At 64.1% G+C, this 18,464-nt stretch carries 15 protein-coding genes; 13 read left to right on the top strand and 2 right to left on the bottom strand.

Features of this window, described 5'->3' with window-relative positions; all coding sequences use genetic code 11:
- The first annotated feature begins 8 nt into the window (after window positions 1–8).
- The 4 genes from ccsB (at window position 9) to ABDW57_RS20585 (ending at window position 3,727) form a co-directional block, all read left to right on the top strand.
- Window positions 9–1,163, top strand: a complete 1,155-nt coding sequence (gene ccsB / locus ABDW57_RS20600; RefSeq protein ID WP_343732081.1) for a c-type cytochrome biogenesis protein CcsB — start codon at window positions 9–11, stop codon at window positions 1,161–1,163.
- A gap of 71 nt (window positions 1,164–1,234) precedes the next feature.
- Window positions 1,235–2,209 (top strand): protein-methionine-sulfoxide reductase catalytic subunit MsrP, encoded by a 975-nt coding sequence (gene msrP / locus ABDW57_RS20595; RefSeq protein ID WP_343732048.1) that lies wholly within the window; start codon window positions 1,235–1,237, stop codon window positions 2,207–2,209.
- Window positions 2,209–2,802: a protein-methionine-sulfoxide reductase heme-binding subunit MsrQ gene (locus ABDW57_RS20590; protein ID WP_343732047.1), complete on the top strand. Its 594-nt coding sequence runs from the start codon at window positions 2,209–2,211 to the stop codon at window positions 2,800–2,802. Before msrP ends, ABDW57_RS20590 begins: the two co-directional genes overlap by 1 nt.
- A 31-nt stretch (window positions 2,803–2,833) precedes the next feature.
- On the top strand, window positions 2,834–3,727 hold the full coding sequence (locus tag ABDW57_RS20585) for a hypothetical protein (RefSeq protein WP_343732046.1): 894 nt from the start codon (window positions 2,834–2,836) through the stop codon (window positions 3,725–3,727).
- 35 nt (window positions 3,728–3,762) lie between these two features.
- Here ABDW57_RS20585 and lysA read toward each other — a convergent pair whose 3' ends face one another.
- Window positions 3,763–5,040, bottom strand: coding sequence for a diaminopimelate decarboxylase (gene lysA / locus ABDW57_RS20580; RefSeq protein WP_343732045.1), 1,278 nt, complete (start codon window positions 5,038–5,040; stop codon window positions 3,763–3,765).
- 205 nt (window positions 5,041–5,245) lie between these two features.
- Between lysA and cyaY the strand changes: the two genes are divergently transcribed.
- On the top strand, window positions 5,246–5,578 hold the full coding sequence (cyaY, locus tag ABDW57_RS20575; RefSeq protein WP_343732044.1) for an iron donor protein CyaY: 333 nt from the start codon (window positions 5,246–5,248) through the stop codon (window positions 5,576–5,578).
- 3 nt (window positions 5,579–5,581) lie between these two features.
- On the opposite strand, the gene ABDW57_RS20570 is transcribed toward cyaY, so the two are convergent.
- On the bottom strand, window positions 5,582–7,936 hold the full coding sequence (locus tag ABDW57_RS20570) for a penicillin-binding protein 1A (protein WP_343732043.1): 2,355 nt from the start codon (window positions 7,934–7,936) through the stop codon (window positions 5,582–5,584).
- 330 nt (window positions 7,937–8,266) lie between these two features.
- On the opposite strand from ABDW57_RS20570, the gene ABDW57_RS20565 reads away from it, so the two are divergent.
- From ABDW57_RS20565 to ABDW57_RS20530, 8 genes are read left to right on the top strand one after another with little or no spacing between them, the layout of a single operon-like run.
- Window positions 8,267–9,343, top strand: coding sequence for a pilus assembly protein PilM (locus tag ABDW57_RS20565; protein WP_343732042.1), 1,077 nt, complete (start codon window positions 8,267–8,269; stop codon window positions 9,341–9,343).
- Window positions 9,343–10,005 carry a PilN domain-containing protein gene (locus tag ABDW57_RS20560; protein ID WP_343732041.1) on the top strand — a complete coding sequence of 221 codons (663 nt, stop codon included), beginning with the start codon at window positions 9,343–9,345 and terminating at the stop codon, window positions 10,003–10,005. Before ABDW57_RS20565 ends, ABDW57_RS20560 begins: the two co-directional genes overlap by 1 nt.
- Window positions 10,006–10,016: 11 nt before the next feature.
- Window positions 10,017–10,691, top strand: coding sequence for a type 4a pilus biogenesis protein PilO (gene pilO, locus ABDW57_RS20555; RefSeq protein ID WP_343732040.1), 675 nt, complete (start codon window positions 10,017–10,019; stop codon window positions 10,689–10,691).
- On the top strand, window positions 10,688–11,230 hold the full coding sequence (locus tag ABDW57_RS20550; RefSeq protein ID WP_343732039.1) for a pilus assembly protein PilP: 543 nt from the start codon (window positions 10,688–10,690) through the stop codon (window positions 11,228–11,230). Before pilO ends, ABDW57_RS20550 begins: the two co-directional genes overlap by 4 nt.
- Window positions 11,227–13,407, top strand: a complete 2,181-nt coding sequence (gene pilQ / locus ABDW57_RS20545; protein ID WP_343732038.1) for a type IV pilus secretin PilQ — start codon at window positions 11,227–11,229, stop codon at window positions 13,405–13,407. The genes ABDW57_RS20550 and pilQ overlap by 4 nt, the downstream gene beginning before the upstream one ends.
- Window positions 13,408–13,438: 31 nt before the next feature.
- Window positions 13,439–15,616 (top strand): Ig-like domain-containing protein, encoded by a 2,178-nt coding sequence (locus ABDW57_RS20540; protein WP_343732037.1) that lies wholly within the window; start codon window positions 13,439–13,441, stop codon window positions 15,614–15,616.
- Between the two features lie 14 nt (window positions 15,617–15,630).
- A complete protein-coding gene (gene aroKB / locus ABDW57_RS20535; protein ID WP_343732036.1) occupies window positions 15,631–17,274 on the top strand; it encodes a bifunctional shikimate kinase/3-dehydroquinate synthase AroKB in 1,644 nt (547 codons plus the stop codon).
- Window positions 17,275–17,280: 6 nt separating this feature from the next.
- Window positions 17,281–18,417 carry a deoxyguanosinetriphosphate triphosphohydrolase gene (locus ABDW57_RS20530; RefSeq protein WP_343732035.1) on the top strand — a complete coding sequence of 379 codons (1,137 nt, stop codon included), beginning with the start codon at window positions 17,281–17,283 and terminating at the stop codon, window positions 18,415–18,417.
- The last annotated feature ends 47 nt before the right edge of the window (window positions 18,418–18,464 follow it).

Here is an 18,464-nt window from a genome sequence, read left to right as displayed (position 1 = left end):
GAGAGATGATGGAACTGACCCAATCCCAGCAAACCTATCAGCAGGCGCCCGGCTACTTCAAGCGCCTGACCGTGACCGACTGGCTGTTCGCGCTGGCGCTGCTGGCCGGCGCCGTGTTCGCGCTGAACCGCTACGGCCACTTCATGGACGTCTACGAGCAAGCCATCCTGGTCGCCACCGTGCCGACCTTTGCCGCCCTGGGCTGGCACTGGAAGCCGGTGCGCTGGCTGATGCCGCTGGTGGCGCTGCTGTCGCTGTGGGCCATCTTCATGTACGCCGGCCAGCTCGACAACGGCAGCAAGAAATTCTGGCTGCGCATGATGTTGTCGAGCCAGTCGGCGGTGCTGTGGATGAGCGTAATGTTCACCATCTCCACCGTGTTCTACTGGATCGGCTTTGCCGGCCGCTCGGGCTCGGCATCCAGCATCGGCTCCAAGCTGTGCTGGGCCGCCGTGGTGCTGGGCTGGACCGCCATGATGGTGCGCTGGTTCGAGTCCTACCTGATCGGCGCCGACGTCGGCCACATCCCGGTGTCCAACCTGTACGAAGTGTTCATCCTGTTCTCGCTGATCACCGCCATGTTCTACCTGTACTTCGAGCAGCGCTACGCCACCCGCCAGATGGGGCCGTTCGTGCTGCTGGTGATCTCGGCCGCGATCGGTTTCCTGATGTGGTACACCACCTCGCGCAACGCCGCCGACATCCAGCCGCTGCTGCCGGCGCTGCAAAGCTGGTGGATGAAAATCCACGTCCCGGCCAACTTCATCGGCTACGGCAACTTCGCGCTGGCCGCCATGGTGGCCTCGGCCTATCTGCTGAAAACCTCGGGCTACCTGAAGGACCGCCTGCCATCGGAAGAAGTGCTGGATGACGTGATGTACAAGGCCATTTCAGCCGGTTTCGCGTTCTTTACCATTGCCACCATCCTGGGCGCGCTGTGGGCGGCCGAAGCGTGGGGCGGCTACTGGTCGTGGGACCCGAAAGAGACCTGGGCGCTGATCGTCTGGCTCAACTATGCGGCCTGGCTGCACATGCGCCTGATGAACGGCCTGCGCGGCCGTCCGGCGGCGTGGTGGGCGCTGGTGGGCCTGCTGGTGACGACGTTTGCTTTCCTTGGCGTCAACATGTTCCTGTCCGGTTTGCACTCCTACGGCAAGTTGTAAACTTAAGTTTAATATTTGTTTCGGAAGATTCGGTGTAAGGTTTAGCCCTAGACCAATCTTCTGGAGCCGACATGCTGATCAAGCGCAGTCCCAACGGCATTGACCTGCCGTATTCCTCGGAAATCACGCCGCGCGCGTTGTACGAATCGCGCCGCACCTTCATGAAGCAGATCGCCATGGGCGCGGTCGGCAGTGCCGCGCTGCTGCAGATGGCCAGCCGTGAAGCCTTTGCCCAGACCGGCACCAAGCTGCCGGCCAAGCTCAATCCGGCCTATTCGGCGCTGGACAAGCAGACCGCGTTCAAGGACGCCACCACCTACAACAACTATTACGAATTCGGCACCGACAAGAGCGAGCCGGCCATGTACGCCGGCACGCTGAAAACCCGGCCGTGGACCGTCACCATCGAAGGCGAGGTCAAGAAACCGGTCACGCTCGACATCGACGCGCTGCTGAAGCTGGCGCCGCTGGAAGAGCGCGTCTACCGCCTGCGCTGCGTGGAAGGCTGGTCGATGGTGATCCCGTGGATCGGCTACTCGTTCTCCGAGATCATCAAGAAAGTCGAGCCGACCGGCAACGCCAAGTACGTGGAGTTTGTCACCCTGGCCGACAAGAAGCAGATGCCGGGCGTGAACAGCCGCGTACTGCAATGGCCGTACACCGAAGGCTTGCGCATCGACGAGGCCAATCACCCGCTGGCGCTGCTGACCTTTGGCATGTACGGCGAAGTGCTGCCGAACCAGAACGGCGCGCCGGTGCGCATGGTGCTGCCGTGGAAGTACGGCTTCAAGTCGGCCAAGTCGATCGTGAAAATTCGCTTTGTCAAAGAGCAGCCGCGCACCTCGTGGAATCTGTCGGCGCCAAACGAATACGGTTTCTACTCCAACGTGAATCCGGAGGTTGACCACCCGCGCTGGTCGCAAGCCGCCGAGCGCCGCATTGGTGAAGACGGTTTCCTGGCCCGCAAGCGCAAGACGCTGATGTTCAACGGCTATAACGACGTCGCCTCGCTGTACACCGGCATGGATCTGAAGAAGTTCTACTGATGCTGAGCACGAAGCAAATCAGCTGGCTCAAGGGCGCGGTGTTTGTGCTGGCGCTGCTGCCCCTGGCGCGCATGGCGTATCTGACCGTCACCGGGCAGTTGGTCGATCCGCTGGAATTCATCACGCGCGGCACCGGCGACTGGACCTTGTACTTCCTGTGCATGGTGCTGGCGGTGACGCCGCTGCGCAAGCTGAGCGGCTGGAACTGGCTGATCAGACTGCGCCGCATGCTCGGGCTGTATGTGTTCTTCTACGGCTTCCTGCACTTCATGACCTTCCTGTGGTTCGATCACTTCTTCGATGTGCAGGAGATGTGGAAAGACGTGCTCAAGCGGCCCTTCATTACCGTTGGCTTCATCGCCTTTGTGCTGCTGATACCGCTGGCGGTGACCAGCACCAACGGCATGATCAAACGCCTGGGCGGCAAGCAGTGGCAGTGGCTGCACCGGCTGGTGTACCTGATTGCGCCGCTGGCGATCCTGCACTTCTGGTGGATGAAAGCGGGCAAGCACAACTTCACCCAGCCCATCCTCTTTGGCGCCATCCTGGGCAGCCTCCTGCTGATGCGGGTGGTTTGGTGGTTCAGGAAATAGGGCAGCAGAGCCGGCATGTTAGACTGGTTCCATGCTGTCTGACATCAAGCTTAACCTGCTGCGCCGGCGCACGCTGCTGGCTTTGGCTTCGCTGGGCGTGTGGGATGCCCGCGCCGCCAGCGCGGCCATGACCTACCGCTACTGGGACTGGGGCCGCACGCCCCGGCGCGACGACTACCAGGTCGCCGCGCTGACGCTGGCGCTGGACAAGACCAGGGCGGCCTATGGCGCTTTCACCGTGGAGCGTGTGCTGGACAGCCTGAGCACCATGCGCGTGCGGCGCGAGGTCTACGCCGGCCGCCACCTCAACGTCCATGCCGGCCCGTGGCGCGACGTCGCCGCTGGCGATCCGCAAGAGCGCAATATCCTGATCAGCACCCCCATCCTGTCTGGCCTGCTCGGCTACCGTGTGCTCATAGTGCGCAAGCTGGATCTGCCAAGGTTCCAGGCCATCACCAGCCAGGCGCAGCTGAGGAAAATACCGGCGGGGCAGGGCCGCGGCTGGCTGGACGCGGCCATCCTGCGGCACAATGGCTACAAGGTCGAGGACAGCGGCAACGTGGCGACGCTGCTGGAAATGCTGCTCAACAAGCGTTTCGATTATCTGCCCACCAGCATCGTGGAAGCGCCATCGCTGTTGACCGACGATCTGGCGATCGTGCCCGACCTGGTGCTGTACTACCCGCTGCCCGCCGTGTTTTACGTCAGCGCCGCCGAACCGAAGCTGGCCGAGCGCCTGGAAGTCGGGCTGGCCGCAGCCAGGCGCGACGGCTCCCTCGACGCGCTGACCGCTCGCCACTTCCAGAAAGAAATCAAACACCTCAAGTCCAGCGCCGTCCGTTGCCTGGTGCTGGCCAACCCGAACCTGCCGAAAGATTACCCTGCCGAGCCGCCGCTGCCGCTGCGCAAATCGTCAGCGCAGTAAAAAGCCGCCGGAGAGCGGCGGCTTTGTTGGCGGTGTTACTTGATGACCGACTCCAGCGCGTACAGGTCGGCCGGATTTTCGCGCTGGCGCACCAGGTGCGGTACGGTGCCGTCGACGATCACTTCGGCGGCGCGGCCGCGCGTGTTGTAGTTGGAGGCCATGGTCATGCCGTAGGCGCCGGCGGTGTGCATCACCAGCAGGTCGCCGGCCGCCACTGCCAGCGAACGGTCGCGCGCCAGCCAGTCGCCCGATTCGCAGATCGGCCCCACCACGTCGTACGCCGCCGCCTCTGCCTTGCCTTGCACCACCGGCTGCATGTCCATCCACGCCTGGTACAGCGCCGGACGCGCCATGTCGTTCATGGCCGCATCGACGATGCAGAAATTCTTCTCTTCGCCGTGCTTGAGGAATTCCACCTTGGTCAGCAGCACGCCGGTGTCGCCCACGATGGAGCGGCCCGGTTCGAAGATGACTTTGATCGGCTTGCCGTGGTGGCGCGCGGCGCGCCAGGCGTCGACCTTGGCAAACAGGCGGCCCAGGTAGTCGCCCACCGGCACCGGCGCCGATTCGCCGGCTTCACGGTAGTCGATGCCGATGCCGCCGCCGATGTCCAGGTGGTGCAGCTCGATGCCTTCCGAACCGAGCTGGTCGATCAGCTCGATCAGGCGGTCCAGCGCTTCCAGCAGCGGCGCGTCGTCCAGCAGTTGCGAGCCGATGTGGCAGTCGATGCCCGACACTTCCAGGTGCGGCAGCCTGGCGGCGGTGCGGTAGGTTGCCAGCGCATCGTCAAATGCCACGCCGAACTTGTTGGCTTTCAGGCCGGTGGCGATGTACGGGTGGGTCTTGGCGTCCACATTCGGGTTCACGCGCAGCGAGATGCGCGCTTTCTTGCCCATGGAACCGGCCACCTCGTTCAGGCGGTGCAGCTCGGGAATCGATTCAACGTTGAAGCACAGGATGTCGTGCGACAGCGCCAGACGCATTTCTTCCACGCTCTTGCCGACGCCGGAGAAGATCACCTTGCGCGCGTCGCCGCCGGCCGCCAGCACGCGCAGCAGTTCGCCGCCGGAGACGATGTCGAAGCCCGCCCCCTGGCGCGCCAGCAGGTCGAGGATGGCCAGATTCGAATTGGCCTTCATGGCGTAGCACACCAGCGCATCGCGGCCCTGGCAGGCGTCGGCGTAGGCGGCGAAGTTGGCCAGCAGGGCGGCCTTGGAATAGACGTAGGTCGGGGTGCCGAACTGTGCGGCGATGGCGCTCAGCGAGACGCCTTCGGCGTGCAGCACGCCGTCTTGGTACGAGAATTGAGACATAAGCAATTATTGTTGAGGGGCGGCGGGTTCAGAAGTCGGTGCAGGGGCGTTGCCGCTCTTGGCAGGCTTGGCCGCTGGAGGCTTGGGCAGGTACAGCGGGCCGGGTTGGCCGCAGCCGCTCAGCAATACGCTCAGGATAATCAAACGGAGAGAGGACTTCACGATAAAATCACGGTTTATTTGAGATCAGATACTGGAGTGTAGCATGGGCGAATCAGAATTCCTGGCGCAGGCGGAAGCCGCTCTCGATGCCATCGAGGCAGCGCTGGACCGTTTGAACGATGAAGACGTGGTTGACGTCGAGTGCAGCCGCAGCGGCAATGTGCTGGAAATCGAGTTTCTCGACAACGGCAGCAAGATCATCGTCAACAGCCAGGCGGCGATGAAGGAACTGTGGGTAGCCTCCCGCTCGGGCGGCTACCATTACAAGCAGGTCGATGGCCAGTGGATCAATGGCCGCGACCACACCGAACTGTACGCCTCGCTGTCCGAGATGGTCTCGGCCCAGGGCGGCGCCCCGGTGGTGCTCAAGCCCTGAGTCCTAGAACAGCTCGTTCTTGACGGCGTCCTTGGCCTTTTCCTCGGCCGGGGTGCCGTGGCCCGGCGCGTCGAGATTGTTGACCCCGGCGCCCGGCGGATTCTCCGCATAGTAGTACTCATCCCCCACCAGCATCACGCCTTCCGGCACCGCGCGTTCCTCGATCGGGATATTCTTCAGCGCCTTCTGCATGTAGCCGATCCAGATCGGCAGCGCCAGACCGCCGCCGGTCTCGCGGTTGCCCAGGTTCTTCGGCTGGTCGTAGCCAATCCACGCAATGCCCACCAGCTTGGCCTGATAGCCGGCAAACCAGGCGTCGATCGAATCATTGGTGGTGCCGGTCTTGCCCGCAATGTCCGGACGTTTGAGCACCAGCGCCTTGGTGGCGGTGCCGAAGCGCACCACGTCCTTCATCATGGAATCCATCAGGAAGGCATTGCGCTCGTCGATCACGCGGTTTTTCTCGTCGCCGGCCACGTCCGGATGGGCTTGCGACAGGATCTTGCCGTCGGCATCGGTCACCTTGGAAATCAGGTAAGGGCTAACCTTGTAGCCGCCGTTGGCAAACACCGCGTAGGCGCCGGCCATCTGCAGCGGCGTCACGTTGCCCGCGCCCAGCGCCAGCGTCAGGTAGGGCGGATTCTTGTCGGCGTCAAAGCCGAAGCGGGTGGCGTATTCCTGGCCGTATTTGGCGCCGATGCGGTGCAGGATGCGGATCGAAATCATGTTCTTGGACTTGGTCAGGCCCTTGCGCATGGTCATCGGCCCGTCGTACTTGCCGTCGTAGTTCTTCGGCTCCCACGCCTGGCCGCCGGTCTGGCCGGCGTCAAACGAGATCGGCGCATCATTGATCACGGTGGCCGGCGACAGGCCGCGCTCCAGCGAGGCCGAATAGATGAACGGCTTGAACGACGAACCCGGCTGGCGCCAGGCCTGGGTCACGTGGTTGAACTTGTTGCGGTTGTAGTCGAAGCCGCCCACCATGGCCTTGATCGCGCCATCCTGCGTGCTGGCCGCCACAAACGCCGATTCAATTTCCGGCATCTGCGCCACCAGCCAGTCTTTGCCTTCCTGCATCACGCGGATCACCGCGCCGCGGCGGATGCGCTTGTTGGGCGGGTTCTTGTCCGACAGCCACGAGCGGCCCATCTCCAGGCCGGCGCCGGCAATCTTGATTTCTTCCCCGGAGGCGGTGACGGCGGTAATCAGCTGCGGCGTGGCCTGCAGCACCACGGCCGCGATCAGGTCGTCGTTGTCCGGATGCTCGGCCAGCACGGTCTCGATGGCGTCGTCGGCCTCTTCCTTGTTGGCCGGAATGTCGATATAGGCTTCCGGGCCGCGATACGCATGGCGGCGCTCGTAATCCATCACGCCCTTGCGCAGCGCCAGGTAGGCGGCGTCCTGATCGGCCTTGGTGATGGTGGTGAACACATTCAGGCCGCGGGTGTAGGTGTCTTCCTTGAACTGCTCATACACCAGCTGGCGCGCCAGCTCGGCCACGTACTCGGCGTGCACGCCGAACTCGCTGCTGTCGGTCTTGACCTTGAGTTCTTCCGCCTTGGCGGTTTCATACTGCTTGTCGCTGATGTAGCCCAACTCGTGCATGCGCTGCAGGATGTACTGTTGGCGGGTGCGCGCGCGCTTGGGATTGACCACCGGGTTGTAGGCCGATGGCGCTTTCGGCAGGCCGGCCAGCATGGCCGCTTCGGCAATGCTGATGTCGCGCAGATTCTTGCCGAAATAGATTTGTGCGGCGGACGAGAAACCGTAAGCGCGCTGGCCCAGATAGATCTGGTTCATATACACCTCAAGAATCTGGTCCTTGCTCAGATTCTTTTCAATCTTCCACGCCAGCAGCATCTCGTACACCTTGCGCTTGATGGTCTGCTCGCTGGACAGGAAGAAGTTGCGCGCCACCTGCTGGGTGATGGTGGATGCGCCCTGGCGGCCGCCGCCGCCCACCGCGTTGTGCAGGGCCGCGCGCAGAATGCCGGTGTAGTCGACGCCGCCGTGCTCGTAGAAGCGGTCGTCCTCGATCGCCAGCACGGCCTTCTTCATCACGTCCGGGATGTCCTTGATGCGCACCAGGTTGCGGCGCTCCTCGCCGAACTCGCCGATCAGCACGTTATCGGCGGAGAAGATCCGCAGCGGCATTTTCGGCCGGTAGTCGGTCAGCGTATCGAGCTCGGGCAGGTTGGGGTAGGCCATCGCCAGGCCGAATACCACCAGCAGCACGCCGGTCAGGCCCAGCCCGGCGATCGACAGGCCGGCCATCCACAGGAAGCGGGAGCCTTTGCCCGCCGGTGCCTTTTTCTCTGGCGGATTCGATGAGGGAGGGGTGGTATTGGAAGAGGCCATGCAGTCAGATCGTTTCGGTTGATTATGCAAGCCATTATAAGCGAGCCGCGCACCGTACCCTACGGCAGGAATATTTCCGCGTGACCAACAAAACAACTCAGTTGTTTTGTTGCTTACGGCGTCAAAAATAAGTGTGGCGAAACCCGCACACCGCAGCAATTGTGCACAGTAGAAATACCTTTACACTTAAATAGACCCGTTTTAATGTACAGGCTGATATAAGCCTTCTAAACGCTGGTTTTCAAACGAGTTTCCTTTTATGCAAACAGTTCGACAGTGTGTTCGGATGTCCTGCAGGGTAGGCGCCAGCCATGGCGCCGGAGGGCTCGTATGATCGATTTGAAGGCCCTGCTGGGCCAAGGCAACCCGCCGCTGGTGGGGATCGATATCTCCACCTCCAGCGTCCGGCTGGTGGAACTGGCGCAGGGCGCCAAGGGCGAGCTCCGGCTGGAGCGCTACGCCGCCGAGCCGCTGCCGCGCAACGCCGTCACCGACGGCAATATCGAGAACATGGATCAGGTGGTGGAAGCCGTGCGCCGGGTGTGGAAGAAGAGTGGCACGCGCGCCAGGCACGCCGCGCTGGGCATGCCGCCGGCATCGGTGATCACCAAAAAAATCATCCTGCCGGCCGGGCTGCCGGAAGACCAGCTGGAAGTGCAGGTCGAGTCCGAAGCCAGCCAGTACATTCCGTTTGCCCTCGATGAAGTCAGCCTGGATTTCGACGTGATCGGCCCGGCCGCCAATTCGGCCGAGGACATCGAAGTCATGCTGGCCGCCTCGCGCCGCGAGAAAGTCGAAGACCGGGTGGCGATCGCCGAGGCGTCCGGCCTCAAGGCCACCGTGATGGACATTGAATCCTACGCCGCCCGCGCCGCGCTCGACCGCATTACCGCGCAGCTGCCGGAAGGCGGCGCCGGCCAGGTGATCGCGCTGTTCCAGGTCGGCGCGCAGGTCACCCACATTTCGGTGATGCTGGACGGCGCGACCGTCTACGAGCGCGAGCAGCCGTTTGGCGGCAACACCCTGACGCAAGACATCGTGCGCAGCTACGGCCTGTCGTTCGACGAAGCCGAGGCGCGCAAGAAAACCGGCGACCTGCCCGACAATTACCAGGCCGAGCTGCTGACGCCGTTCCTGGAAAGCGCCGCGCTGGAAGTCACGCGCGCCATCCAGTTCTTCTACACCTCCACCCCCTACACCCGGGTCGACCAATTGTTCCTGGCCGGCGGCTGCGCCCTGATCCCCGGCCTGCTGGAGCTGGTGGCCAGCCGCACGCGCATTTCCAGCGCGGTGATCTCGCCGTTCAAGGGCATGACGCTGGGACCGTCGGTGCGCGAATCGCAGCTGCGCCTTGACGCGCCGGCCTACCTGGTCGCCTGCGGCCTGGCGCTGCGGAGGTTCGACTGATGATACGGATTAACCTGCTGCCCCACCGCGAAGAAAAGCGCAAGCAGAAGAAGACCGCCTTCTTCGCCTTGCTGGCGCTGGGCGGCCTGGTGGGCGTCGGCATCGTGCTGCTGGTCGGCGGCTACAACGCGCGCGCCATCTCCATCCAGGACCAGCGCAATCAGGTGCTGAAGACGGCAATTGTCGGGCTCGACAAGAAGATCGCGGAAATCGCCACCCTCAAGCAGGAAATCGAGGCGCTCAAGGCGCGTCAGCAGGCGGTGGAGGATTTGCAGGGCGACCGCAACCAGCCGGTCTACCTGCTGGATGAACTGGTCAGGCAGACCCCGCCCGGCGTCTACCTCAAGGCCTTCCGCCAGGACGGGCAAAAGGTGGCGGTCAATGGTTACGCGCAGTCGCAGGAGCGCGTGTCGGAGTTGCTGCGCAACCTGGCCGGCGTGTCGCCGTGGCTGGAGCGGCCCGATCTGATCGAGGTGAAGTCGACCGGCCTGGGGCAGGGCAAGACCGCCAAGAAAGTGGTGGAGTTCAACCTCAACGTCAAGATCAAGCGCCCGCGCGACAAGGACAAGCCGGAAGAGGGCGCCAAGGGTAAACCGCCGGGCGCCGCACCGGCCACGCCGGGCGCCACCCCAGCCGCCGGCCTGCCGCCGGCCCACGCCTAGGAACCGACGCCATGGCCAAGGCTGATATCAACCTCAATTTGCTGTTCGCGCAGTTTGCCGACCAGTTCCGCGACCTCAACGGCCGCCATCCCGGCCAGTGGCCGCTGGCGCCGCGCGTGCTGTGCGCGCTGGGCGTGACGGCGGCGGTGTGCGCGGCCGGCTATTTCGGTTACTGGAGTTCGCAGTTCGAGGAGCAGGAGGCCGGCGCGCTGCAGGAAACCAGGCTGCGCGAGGAATACAAGATCAAGACCGCGCAAGCGATCAACCTGGACGCGCTGCGCGCGCAAAAAGCCCAGGTCGATCAGTATGTGGACCGCCTGCAGAAACAGCTGCCCAGCAAGGCCGAGATGGCCGCGCTGCTGACCGACATCAACCAGGCCGGCTCCGGCCGCGGCCTGCAGTTCGAGCTGTTCAAGCCGCAGCAGGAAGTGGTCAAGGATTATTACGCCGAAGTGCCGATCGACATCAAGATCACCGGCAGCTACCACGACGTCGGCGCCTTCACCGGCGACATTGCCAACCTGCCGCGCATCGTCACCCTCAACAACCTGGCGCTGAGCACCGGCAAGGATGGCACGCTGACGCTGGAAGCGGTGGCCAAGACCTTCCGCTATCTCGATCCGGAAGAGGTGGCCGCGCAGCGCAAGGCCGCCGCCGACAAGAAAAAGGCGGCGAAAAAATCATGAAAACGCTGATCCTCCCGACCCTGATGGCGCTCACGCTGCTGACCGGTTGCGGCGACAGCGACGTGCAGGAAGTGCGCACCTGGATGAAACAGGTGGAGGCGCAAACCAAGGTCCAGGTGCCGCCGCTGGCCGAGCCCAAGACCTTCATCCCGTTTGCCTACCAGCACAAGGACGAGCTGGACCCGTTCAATCCCAACAAGCTGCTGGCTGAGCTGGCCAAGCAGGCGGCGCAGGCCGGCGCCAGCGGGCTGCGGCCCGATACCACGCGCCGCAAGGAACTGCTGGAGACCTATCCGCTCGACACCATCAAGATGGTCGGCACCATCGAGAAAAAAGGCGTGATCCACGCCGTGCTGCAGGTCGACCGTGCCGTGCACCAGGTGGTGGTGGGGCAGCACCTGGGCCAGAACGATGGCCGCATCACCAGCATTGACGAGCATGCCGTCAACCTCAGGGAAATCGTCCAGGACGCCACCGGCGACTGGGTCGAGCGCCAGTCCAAGTTGGAACTGCAGGAAAGCAAGGAGAACACCAAATGACCGCTCATCACACGGCCCGGCGCGCCCTGGCCGCCGCCACTTGGGCGCTGGCCTTGCAATTTGCCTGCGGCGCCCACGCACAGACCAGCGAGCCGGCCGCCGTCACGGCGTCGGCCGGCAACGCCATCGAATCGATTACCGCCAACCAGCAGGGCGCCAATGTGATCGTCAAGATCGGCCTGCGCAATGCGCCGGACAAGTTGCCGATCAATTTTGCCATCACCAATCCGCCGCGCATTGCGCTGGACTTTGGCGCCACCGTCAACGCCACCGGCAAGACCGTGCAGGAACTCAATCAGGGCGACCTGCGCGGCGTCAACGTGGTGCAGGCCGGTGACCGCTCGCGCCTGGTGTTCAACCTGAAACGCACGCTCAATTACGCCACCGCCCTCGATGGCAAAGCGGTGATCCTGACCATTGACGGTTCCGGCGGCGTGGCCACCGCGGTCGATGCCAGCGGCTTGCCGGCGGCCAAAGCTGCTGCCGCCCCGGCCGCCAGGCAAGTGCTGCGCGATCTCGATTTCCGCCGCGGCGCCAATGGCGAAGGCCGGGTGGTGGTGGACCTGCCCAACAATCAGGTGGCGGTCGATGTGCGGCAGACGCCGACCGGCGTGGTGGTCGATTTCCTCAAGACCGGGGTGCCGGAAAGCCTGCGCCGCCGGCTGGACGTGGGCGACTTCGGCACGCCGGTGGCGCTGGTCACCACCGTGCCGCAGGGCGAGAACACCCGTCTGACCATCGAGGCGCGCGGCCTGTGGGAACAGACCGTGTACCAGAGCGACACCCAGCTGGTGGTGGATGTCAAGCCGATCAAGGAAGACCCCAACAAGCTGACCCAGGGTTCGCAAGGCTACCGCGGCGAGAAGCTGTCCTTCAATTTCCAGAACGTCGAAGTGCGGGCGGCGCTGCAGGCGATCGCCGATATCTCCGGCCTCAACATCATCACCAGCGACAGCGTGGCCGGCAACCTGACCCTGCGCCTGAAGGAAGTGCCGTGGGACCAGGCGCTGGACGTGATCCTGCAAGCCAAGGGCCTGGACATGCGCAAGAACGGCTCGGTGATCTGGATCGCGCCGAAAGAGGAATTGCTGACCAAGGAAAAACTGGAGCTGGAACAGAAGGCCCAGATTGCCGACCTGGAGCCATTGAAATCGGAAATCTTCCAGCTCAACTACCAGAAGGCGGAATCGTTCAAGACCGTGTTCGGGCTGGAAGGCGGCGACGCCAAGAACCGCATCCTGTCCAAGCGCGGCAGCGCCATCATCGAGCCGCGCACCAACCAGCTGTTCGTGACCGACATCGCCTCCAAGCTGGAAGACGTGCGCCGCCTGATCGCCAAGACCGACGTCGCCACCAAGCAGGTGCTGATCGAGGCGCGCATCGTCGAGGCCAGCGACACCTTCACCCGCAACCTCGGCGCCAAGCTCGGCTTCACCGACCTGCGCACCATCCGCGGCGGCGACGCCGGCTACCAGATCGGCAACGGCAATACCCGCATCGGCATCGCCGGCAATATGACCGGCATCGGCGAGGTCACCGGCCAGGTCAAGCTGACCGACTCCACTTACAACAACACCCAGTTCGTCAACCTGCCGGCCTCCAGCATCAACGGCGTCCAGGCCGGCAACCTGGCGATCAGCCTGTTCTCCTCGGCGGCCAACCGCTTCCTCAACCTGGAACTGTCGGCGCTGGAAGAGGACGGCACCGGCAAGATCATCTCCAGCCCGCGCGTGATCACCGCCGACAAGGCGGTGGCGCTGATCGAGCAGGGCATCGAACTGCCGTACCAGGTGGCCACCAGCAGCGGCGCCACCTCCATCATGTTCCGCAAGGCCAACCTGCGGCTGGAAGTGACGCCGCAGATCACGCCGGACGGCAACGTCGTCATCGACGTTGACGTCAACAAGGACAGCGTCGGCCAGGAAACCCGTTCCGGCTTTGCCATCGACACCAAGCACGTCAAGACGCAGGTGATGGTCGACAACGGCGGCACCGTGGTGCTGGGCGGCATCTACCAGCAGACCGAGCGCAGCACCACCGACAAGGTGCCGCTGCTGGGCGATGTGCCGGTGCTGGGCTATCTGTTCCGCAGCAATACCCGCACCAACGACAAGACCGAGCTGCTGGTCTTCATCACGCCGAAGATCGTGGCTGACCGCCTGTCCACGGCACGCTAATCCGATTCACACTCACTGGGATGAACGTTTCATGAAAAAGATCTCTGCATGGCTGACCGCGCTGGCCTGTGCCGGCTTGTTCTCCGCGTGCGGCGGCGGCGGCGGCTCGCCCGGCACCAATGCCAACGGCGTGGCGCCGTCCAAGGCGGCCAGCGTCACCCTGACCGCCAGCGCAAGCACCATTGCCTCGTCCGGCCTGGACGGCACGGAAGTCACGCTGACCGCCATCGTCAAGGATGCGGGCGGCAATGCGCTGGCCGGCGAGAGCGTGTCGTTTACCGCCAGCTCCGGCACCGTCAGCAGCGTCAACCGCGTGACCAACACCGCCGGCCAGGTGGAAGAAAAACTCAGCGTGAAGGGCGACAGCACGCCACGCACCATCACCATTACCGCCAAGGCTGGCAACGCCACCTCGGCGCCGGTGCAGATCCAGGTGGTGACCGCGGTGCCGACCTTGTCGCTGACCACCGATTCGGGCACGCTGGCCTCGGCCGGCACGGCCGGCAATGAAGTCACGGTGACCGCGCTGGTGCGCGATGCCAATAACACCGTCATGCCGAACGTGAGTGTGGACCTGAAAACCGATTCCGGCAGCCTGAGCCTGACCAACCGCGTCACCAACGCCCAGGGCATTGTCACGGAAAAACTGAGCACCGGCGGCGACCCGACCTCGCGCACCATCAAGATCACCGCCACCGTGGCGGGGGCGGCGCCGGTGACCACCATCGTCAATGTCAGCGGCAACAAGCTGACCATCAATGCCTCGCCCACCATCAACGCCGGCGCCATCGCTGATGTGACCGTCAAGCTGGTCGATTCGGCCGGCAATGCGCTGGTCGGCAAGCCGGTGACGTTCAGCTCCAACGCCAACTCGCTGACCGTGAAAGGCGGCGGCGCGGCTGTCACCAATGCCGGCGGCCAGCTGGTGCTGAGCTACGCCGCCAGCGGCGGCACGGCGGACGTGATCACGGTGAAATCCATGGGCGAGATCGCCTCTGCCGGGATCGCGATTAACTCGTCCACCTTTGCTATCCGCGTGCTGGACGGCAGCGGCAATGTGGAAACCACGGCGCCGATCGGCGGTTGCCAGCAGGTGGCGGTGACCAACGCCCCGGGCGCCAGCGTCACCATCAGCAGCTCGCGCGGCACGGTCTACAGCGATGCCGCCTGCACCAGCGTGCTGGGCAGCGCGGTCACGCTGTCGGGGGGCGCCGCCAGCGCTTACGTCAACGCCACCAGCCCGGGCGTGGCCACCCTGACCGCCAATGCCGGCGGCCAGACCACCCAGACCGACCTGGAATTCGTGGCGCCGGTCACCAACCTGACCACCATCAGCGTGCAGGCCGATCCGGCCGTGTTGGGCGTCAACACGCCGGGCAGCACCAGCCAGCAAACCACGCTGCGTGCCATCGTGCGCGACGGCACGGCGCAGAACAACCTGGTCAAGAATGCCACCGTGGCCTTCTCCATCATCAGCGACCCGAGCGGCGGCACCCTGACCCAGCCGGCCGTGGTCACCACCGGTTCGGATGGCGTGGCCACCACCAGTTTCATCGCCGGCACCGCCGCCACCGCGACCGACGGCGTGCGCATCCAGGCCAAACTGATCGGCGGTTCCGGCCCATCGGCAATTGCCAAGCTGACGGTGGGCGCCAAATCGCTGTTCATCAGCGCCGGCACCGGCAATACGGTTGGCCTCCCCAGCAGCGCCACCTATCAGATGGATTACGCGGTGATCGTCACCGACGCTGCTGGCAACGCGGTATCGGGCATCAAGCTGACCGCGTCGGTATTGCCGGTGAAGTACTACAAGGGCTACCTGACCTATACCGCGCCGACCGGGCCTTGGGAGCCGCAGGCGCGCGTTGAATGCAACAACGAAGACGTCAACAGCAACGGCATCCTGGATGCGGGCGAGGATTACAACGGCAACGGCGTGCTCGATCCCGGCATTCCGGTCACCGTCACGCCGAGCGTGACCACCGATGCCAGCGGCCGCGCCATGGTCTCGCTGGTCTATCCGCGCGACCGGGTTTACTGGCTGGATGTGAACCTGACGATACGCGGCCAGGCCAGCGGCACGGAGGCCAGCTACACCTCTCTGGTACACTTGATGGGATTGAGCACTGATTACAGTTCCCAGACCGTCAGCCCGCCGGGCCGCAACAGTCCTTACGGGACGTCTACGCAGTGCAGTAACACACTATAAAACTTGGATGTTGAATGCAGAATGTGTTTCTAGTCGGCCTGATGGGGGCGGGAAAAACCACCATCGGCCGCATCCTGGCGCGCAAGCTGGGGCTGAAGTTTGTGGATTCCGACCACGAGATCGAGGCGCGTACCGGCGCCTCGATCCCGTGGATCTTTGAAATCGAGGGCGAGGCCAGCTTCCGCCGCCGCGAGGCCGACGTCATCCGCGAGCTGACCGGCCAGGAAGGCCTGGTGCTGGCCACCGGCGGCGGCGCCATCCTCAACGCCGACAACCGCGCCTTCCTCAAGGCGCGCGGCACCGTGATTTACCTGCGCGCCAGTGTCAACAGCATCCTGCAGCGCACCGCGCACGACAAGAACCGTCCCCTGCTGCAAACCGCCGATCCGCGCAAGAAGCTGGAAGAGCTGATGGCCGTGCGTGATCCCTTGTACCTGGAAATTGCCGATCTGATCATCGATACCGGCCGTCCTAACGTACAATCGATGGTTCAGACCATCCTGACCCAGTTGGACACCCTGGCTTGCGAAGCCGCGCCCAACTGCGTCACTCACGCCGAACCATCGATGAACGAACAATCCAACATCCTGTTAAACGTAGACCTGGGCGAGCGCAGCTACCCGATCGCCATCGGCCCCGACTTGCTGAACGACAGCACGCTGCTGGCGCGCCATGTGCATGGCAGCAAGGTCGCGATCGTCAGCAACACCACCGTGGCGCCGTTGTACCTGGCGCGCATCGAGGCCGGCTTGCGCAATGCCGGCAAGCAAATAACGACGATTACCTTGCCGGACGGCGAGGAGCACAAGAACTGGTCCAGCCTGATGGCGATCTTCGACCAGCTGCTGGAAACCAAGGCCGACCGCAAGACCACGCTGATCGCCCTGGGCGGCGGCGTGATCGGCGACCTGACCGGCTTTGCCGCCGCCAGCTATATGCGCGGCGTCGACTTCATCCAGGTGCCGACCACCCTGCTGTCGCAGGTTGATTCTTCGGTGGGCGGCAAGACCGGCATCAACCATCCGCTGGGCAAGAACATGATCGGCGCCTTCTACCAGCCGCGCGCGGTGATTGCCGATACCGCCACCCTGGAAACCCTGCCGCAGCGCGAGCTGTCGGCCGGCCTGGCGGAAGTGATCAAATACGGCGCCGTGATCGACCTGCCGTTCTTCGAGTGGCTTGAAGCGAATATCGGCAAGCTGATGGCGCGCGACAAGGGCGCGCTGGCCTACGCGATTGCCCGTTCGTGCGAAATCAAGGCCGACGTGGTGCGCCAGGACGAGCGCGAGGGCGGCCTGCGCGCCATCCTCAACTTCGGCCACACCTTCGGCCACGCCATCGAGGCCGGCATGGGCTATGGCGCCTGGCTGCATGGCGAGGCGGTGGGCTGCGGCATGGTGATGGCGGCCGATCTGTCGCACCGCATGGGCCTGATCGACGCAGCCACCGTGGAGCGCGTGCGCGCGCTGATCGCCGCCGCCGGCCTGCCGGTCAAGGCGCCGGACCTGGGCGTGGCCAAGTGGCTGGAAGCGATGGAAGTCGACAAGAAGAATGAGGGCGGCGCCATCAAGTTCATCCTGATGAATCCGCTGGGCTCGCCGAAGATCACCAACGCGCCGCAGGAGCTGCTGCTGGCGACGCTGGCTGCCTGCGTGTAAGCCGCCATGACGCCGGAACAATTCCTGGCCCCGTATGCCGCCCATTCCGAGGGCGGCATCGGCCGGCGTTATGCGGAAACCGCGCACGCCTCGCGCAGTCAGTTCCAGCGCGACCGCGACCGCATCATCCACTCCTCGGCGTTCCGCCGGCTGGAGTACAAGACCCAGGTGTTCCTGAATCACGAAGGCGATTTGTTCCGCACCCGGCTGACGCACAGCCTGGAGGTGGCGCAGATCGGCCGCTCGCTGGCGCGCAACCTGCGCCTGAACGAGGATCTGGTGGAGGCGATTTCGCTGGCGCACGATCTGGGGCACACGCCGTTCGGCCACGTCGGCCAGGACGTGCTCAACGAGTGCATGAAGGATTACGGCGGCTTCGAGCACAATCTGCAAAGCCTGCGCGTGGTCGATGAGCTGGAACAGCACTACGGCGCATACGACGGCCTCAACCTGATGTTTGAAACGCGCGAGGGCATCCTCAAGCACTGCTCGCTGAATAACGCCAAACTGCTGGGACCGGTGGCGCAGCGCTTCATTGACCGCACCCAGCCGTCGTTGGAAGCGCAGCTGACCAATCTCGCGGACGAGATCGCCTACAACAGCCATGACATCGATGACGGCCTGCGTTCCGGCCTGATCACGATCGGGCAGCTGGAGCAGGTGGCATTCTTTGCGCGCCTGTGGCGCGACGTGCAGCAAGCCTTCCCCGGCCTGTCCGGCCGCCGCGCGATTTACGAAACCCTGCGCCGCCTGATCACAGCGCTGGCCGATGATTTGATCGCCACCTCAAGCGCGCGCATTGCCGAGGCCGCGCCCCGGCACATCGACGACGTGCGCGCGGCGCCGCCGCTGATCCGCTTCTCGGACGGCATGCGCAAGGATGCGACTGAACTGAAGCGCTTCCTGCATGCGAATCTGTATCGCCACTACAAGGTCAACCGCATGCGGGTGAAGGCCAGCCGCATCGTGCGCGAACTGTTTGACGCCTTCATGTCGGAGCCGGTGCTGCTGCCGCCGGATTACCAGGACCAGTCGGGTGATGTGAACAAGCAGGCGCGCAAAATTGCCGACTACATCGCCGGCATGACCGACCGCTACGCCATCCGCGAACACCGCCGCCTGTTCTCGCTCGACGAACTTTGATCCGCCTCAAGCACGGCGAGCGTTCAGCTTGACGTGCTCCCTTGCGC

Origin of the sequence: Duganella sp. (genome assembly GCF_039595735.1) — a bacterium.
In the GTDB taxonomy this organism is placed as follows: domain Bacteria; phylum Pseudomonadota; class Gammaproteobacteria; order Burkholderiales; family Burkholderiaceae_D; genus Rugamonas.
Note: the sequence above shows the minus strand (reverse complement) of the source record. Positions and strands in the feature narration are given on the sequence as shown.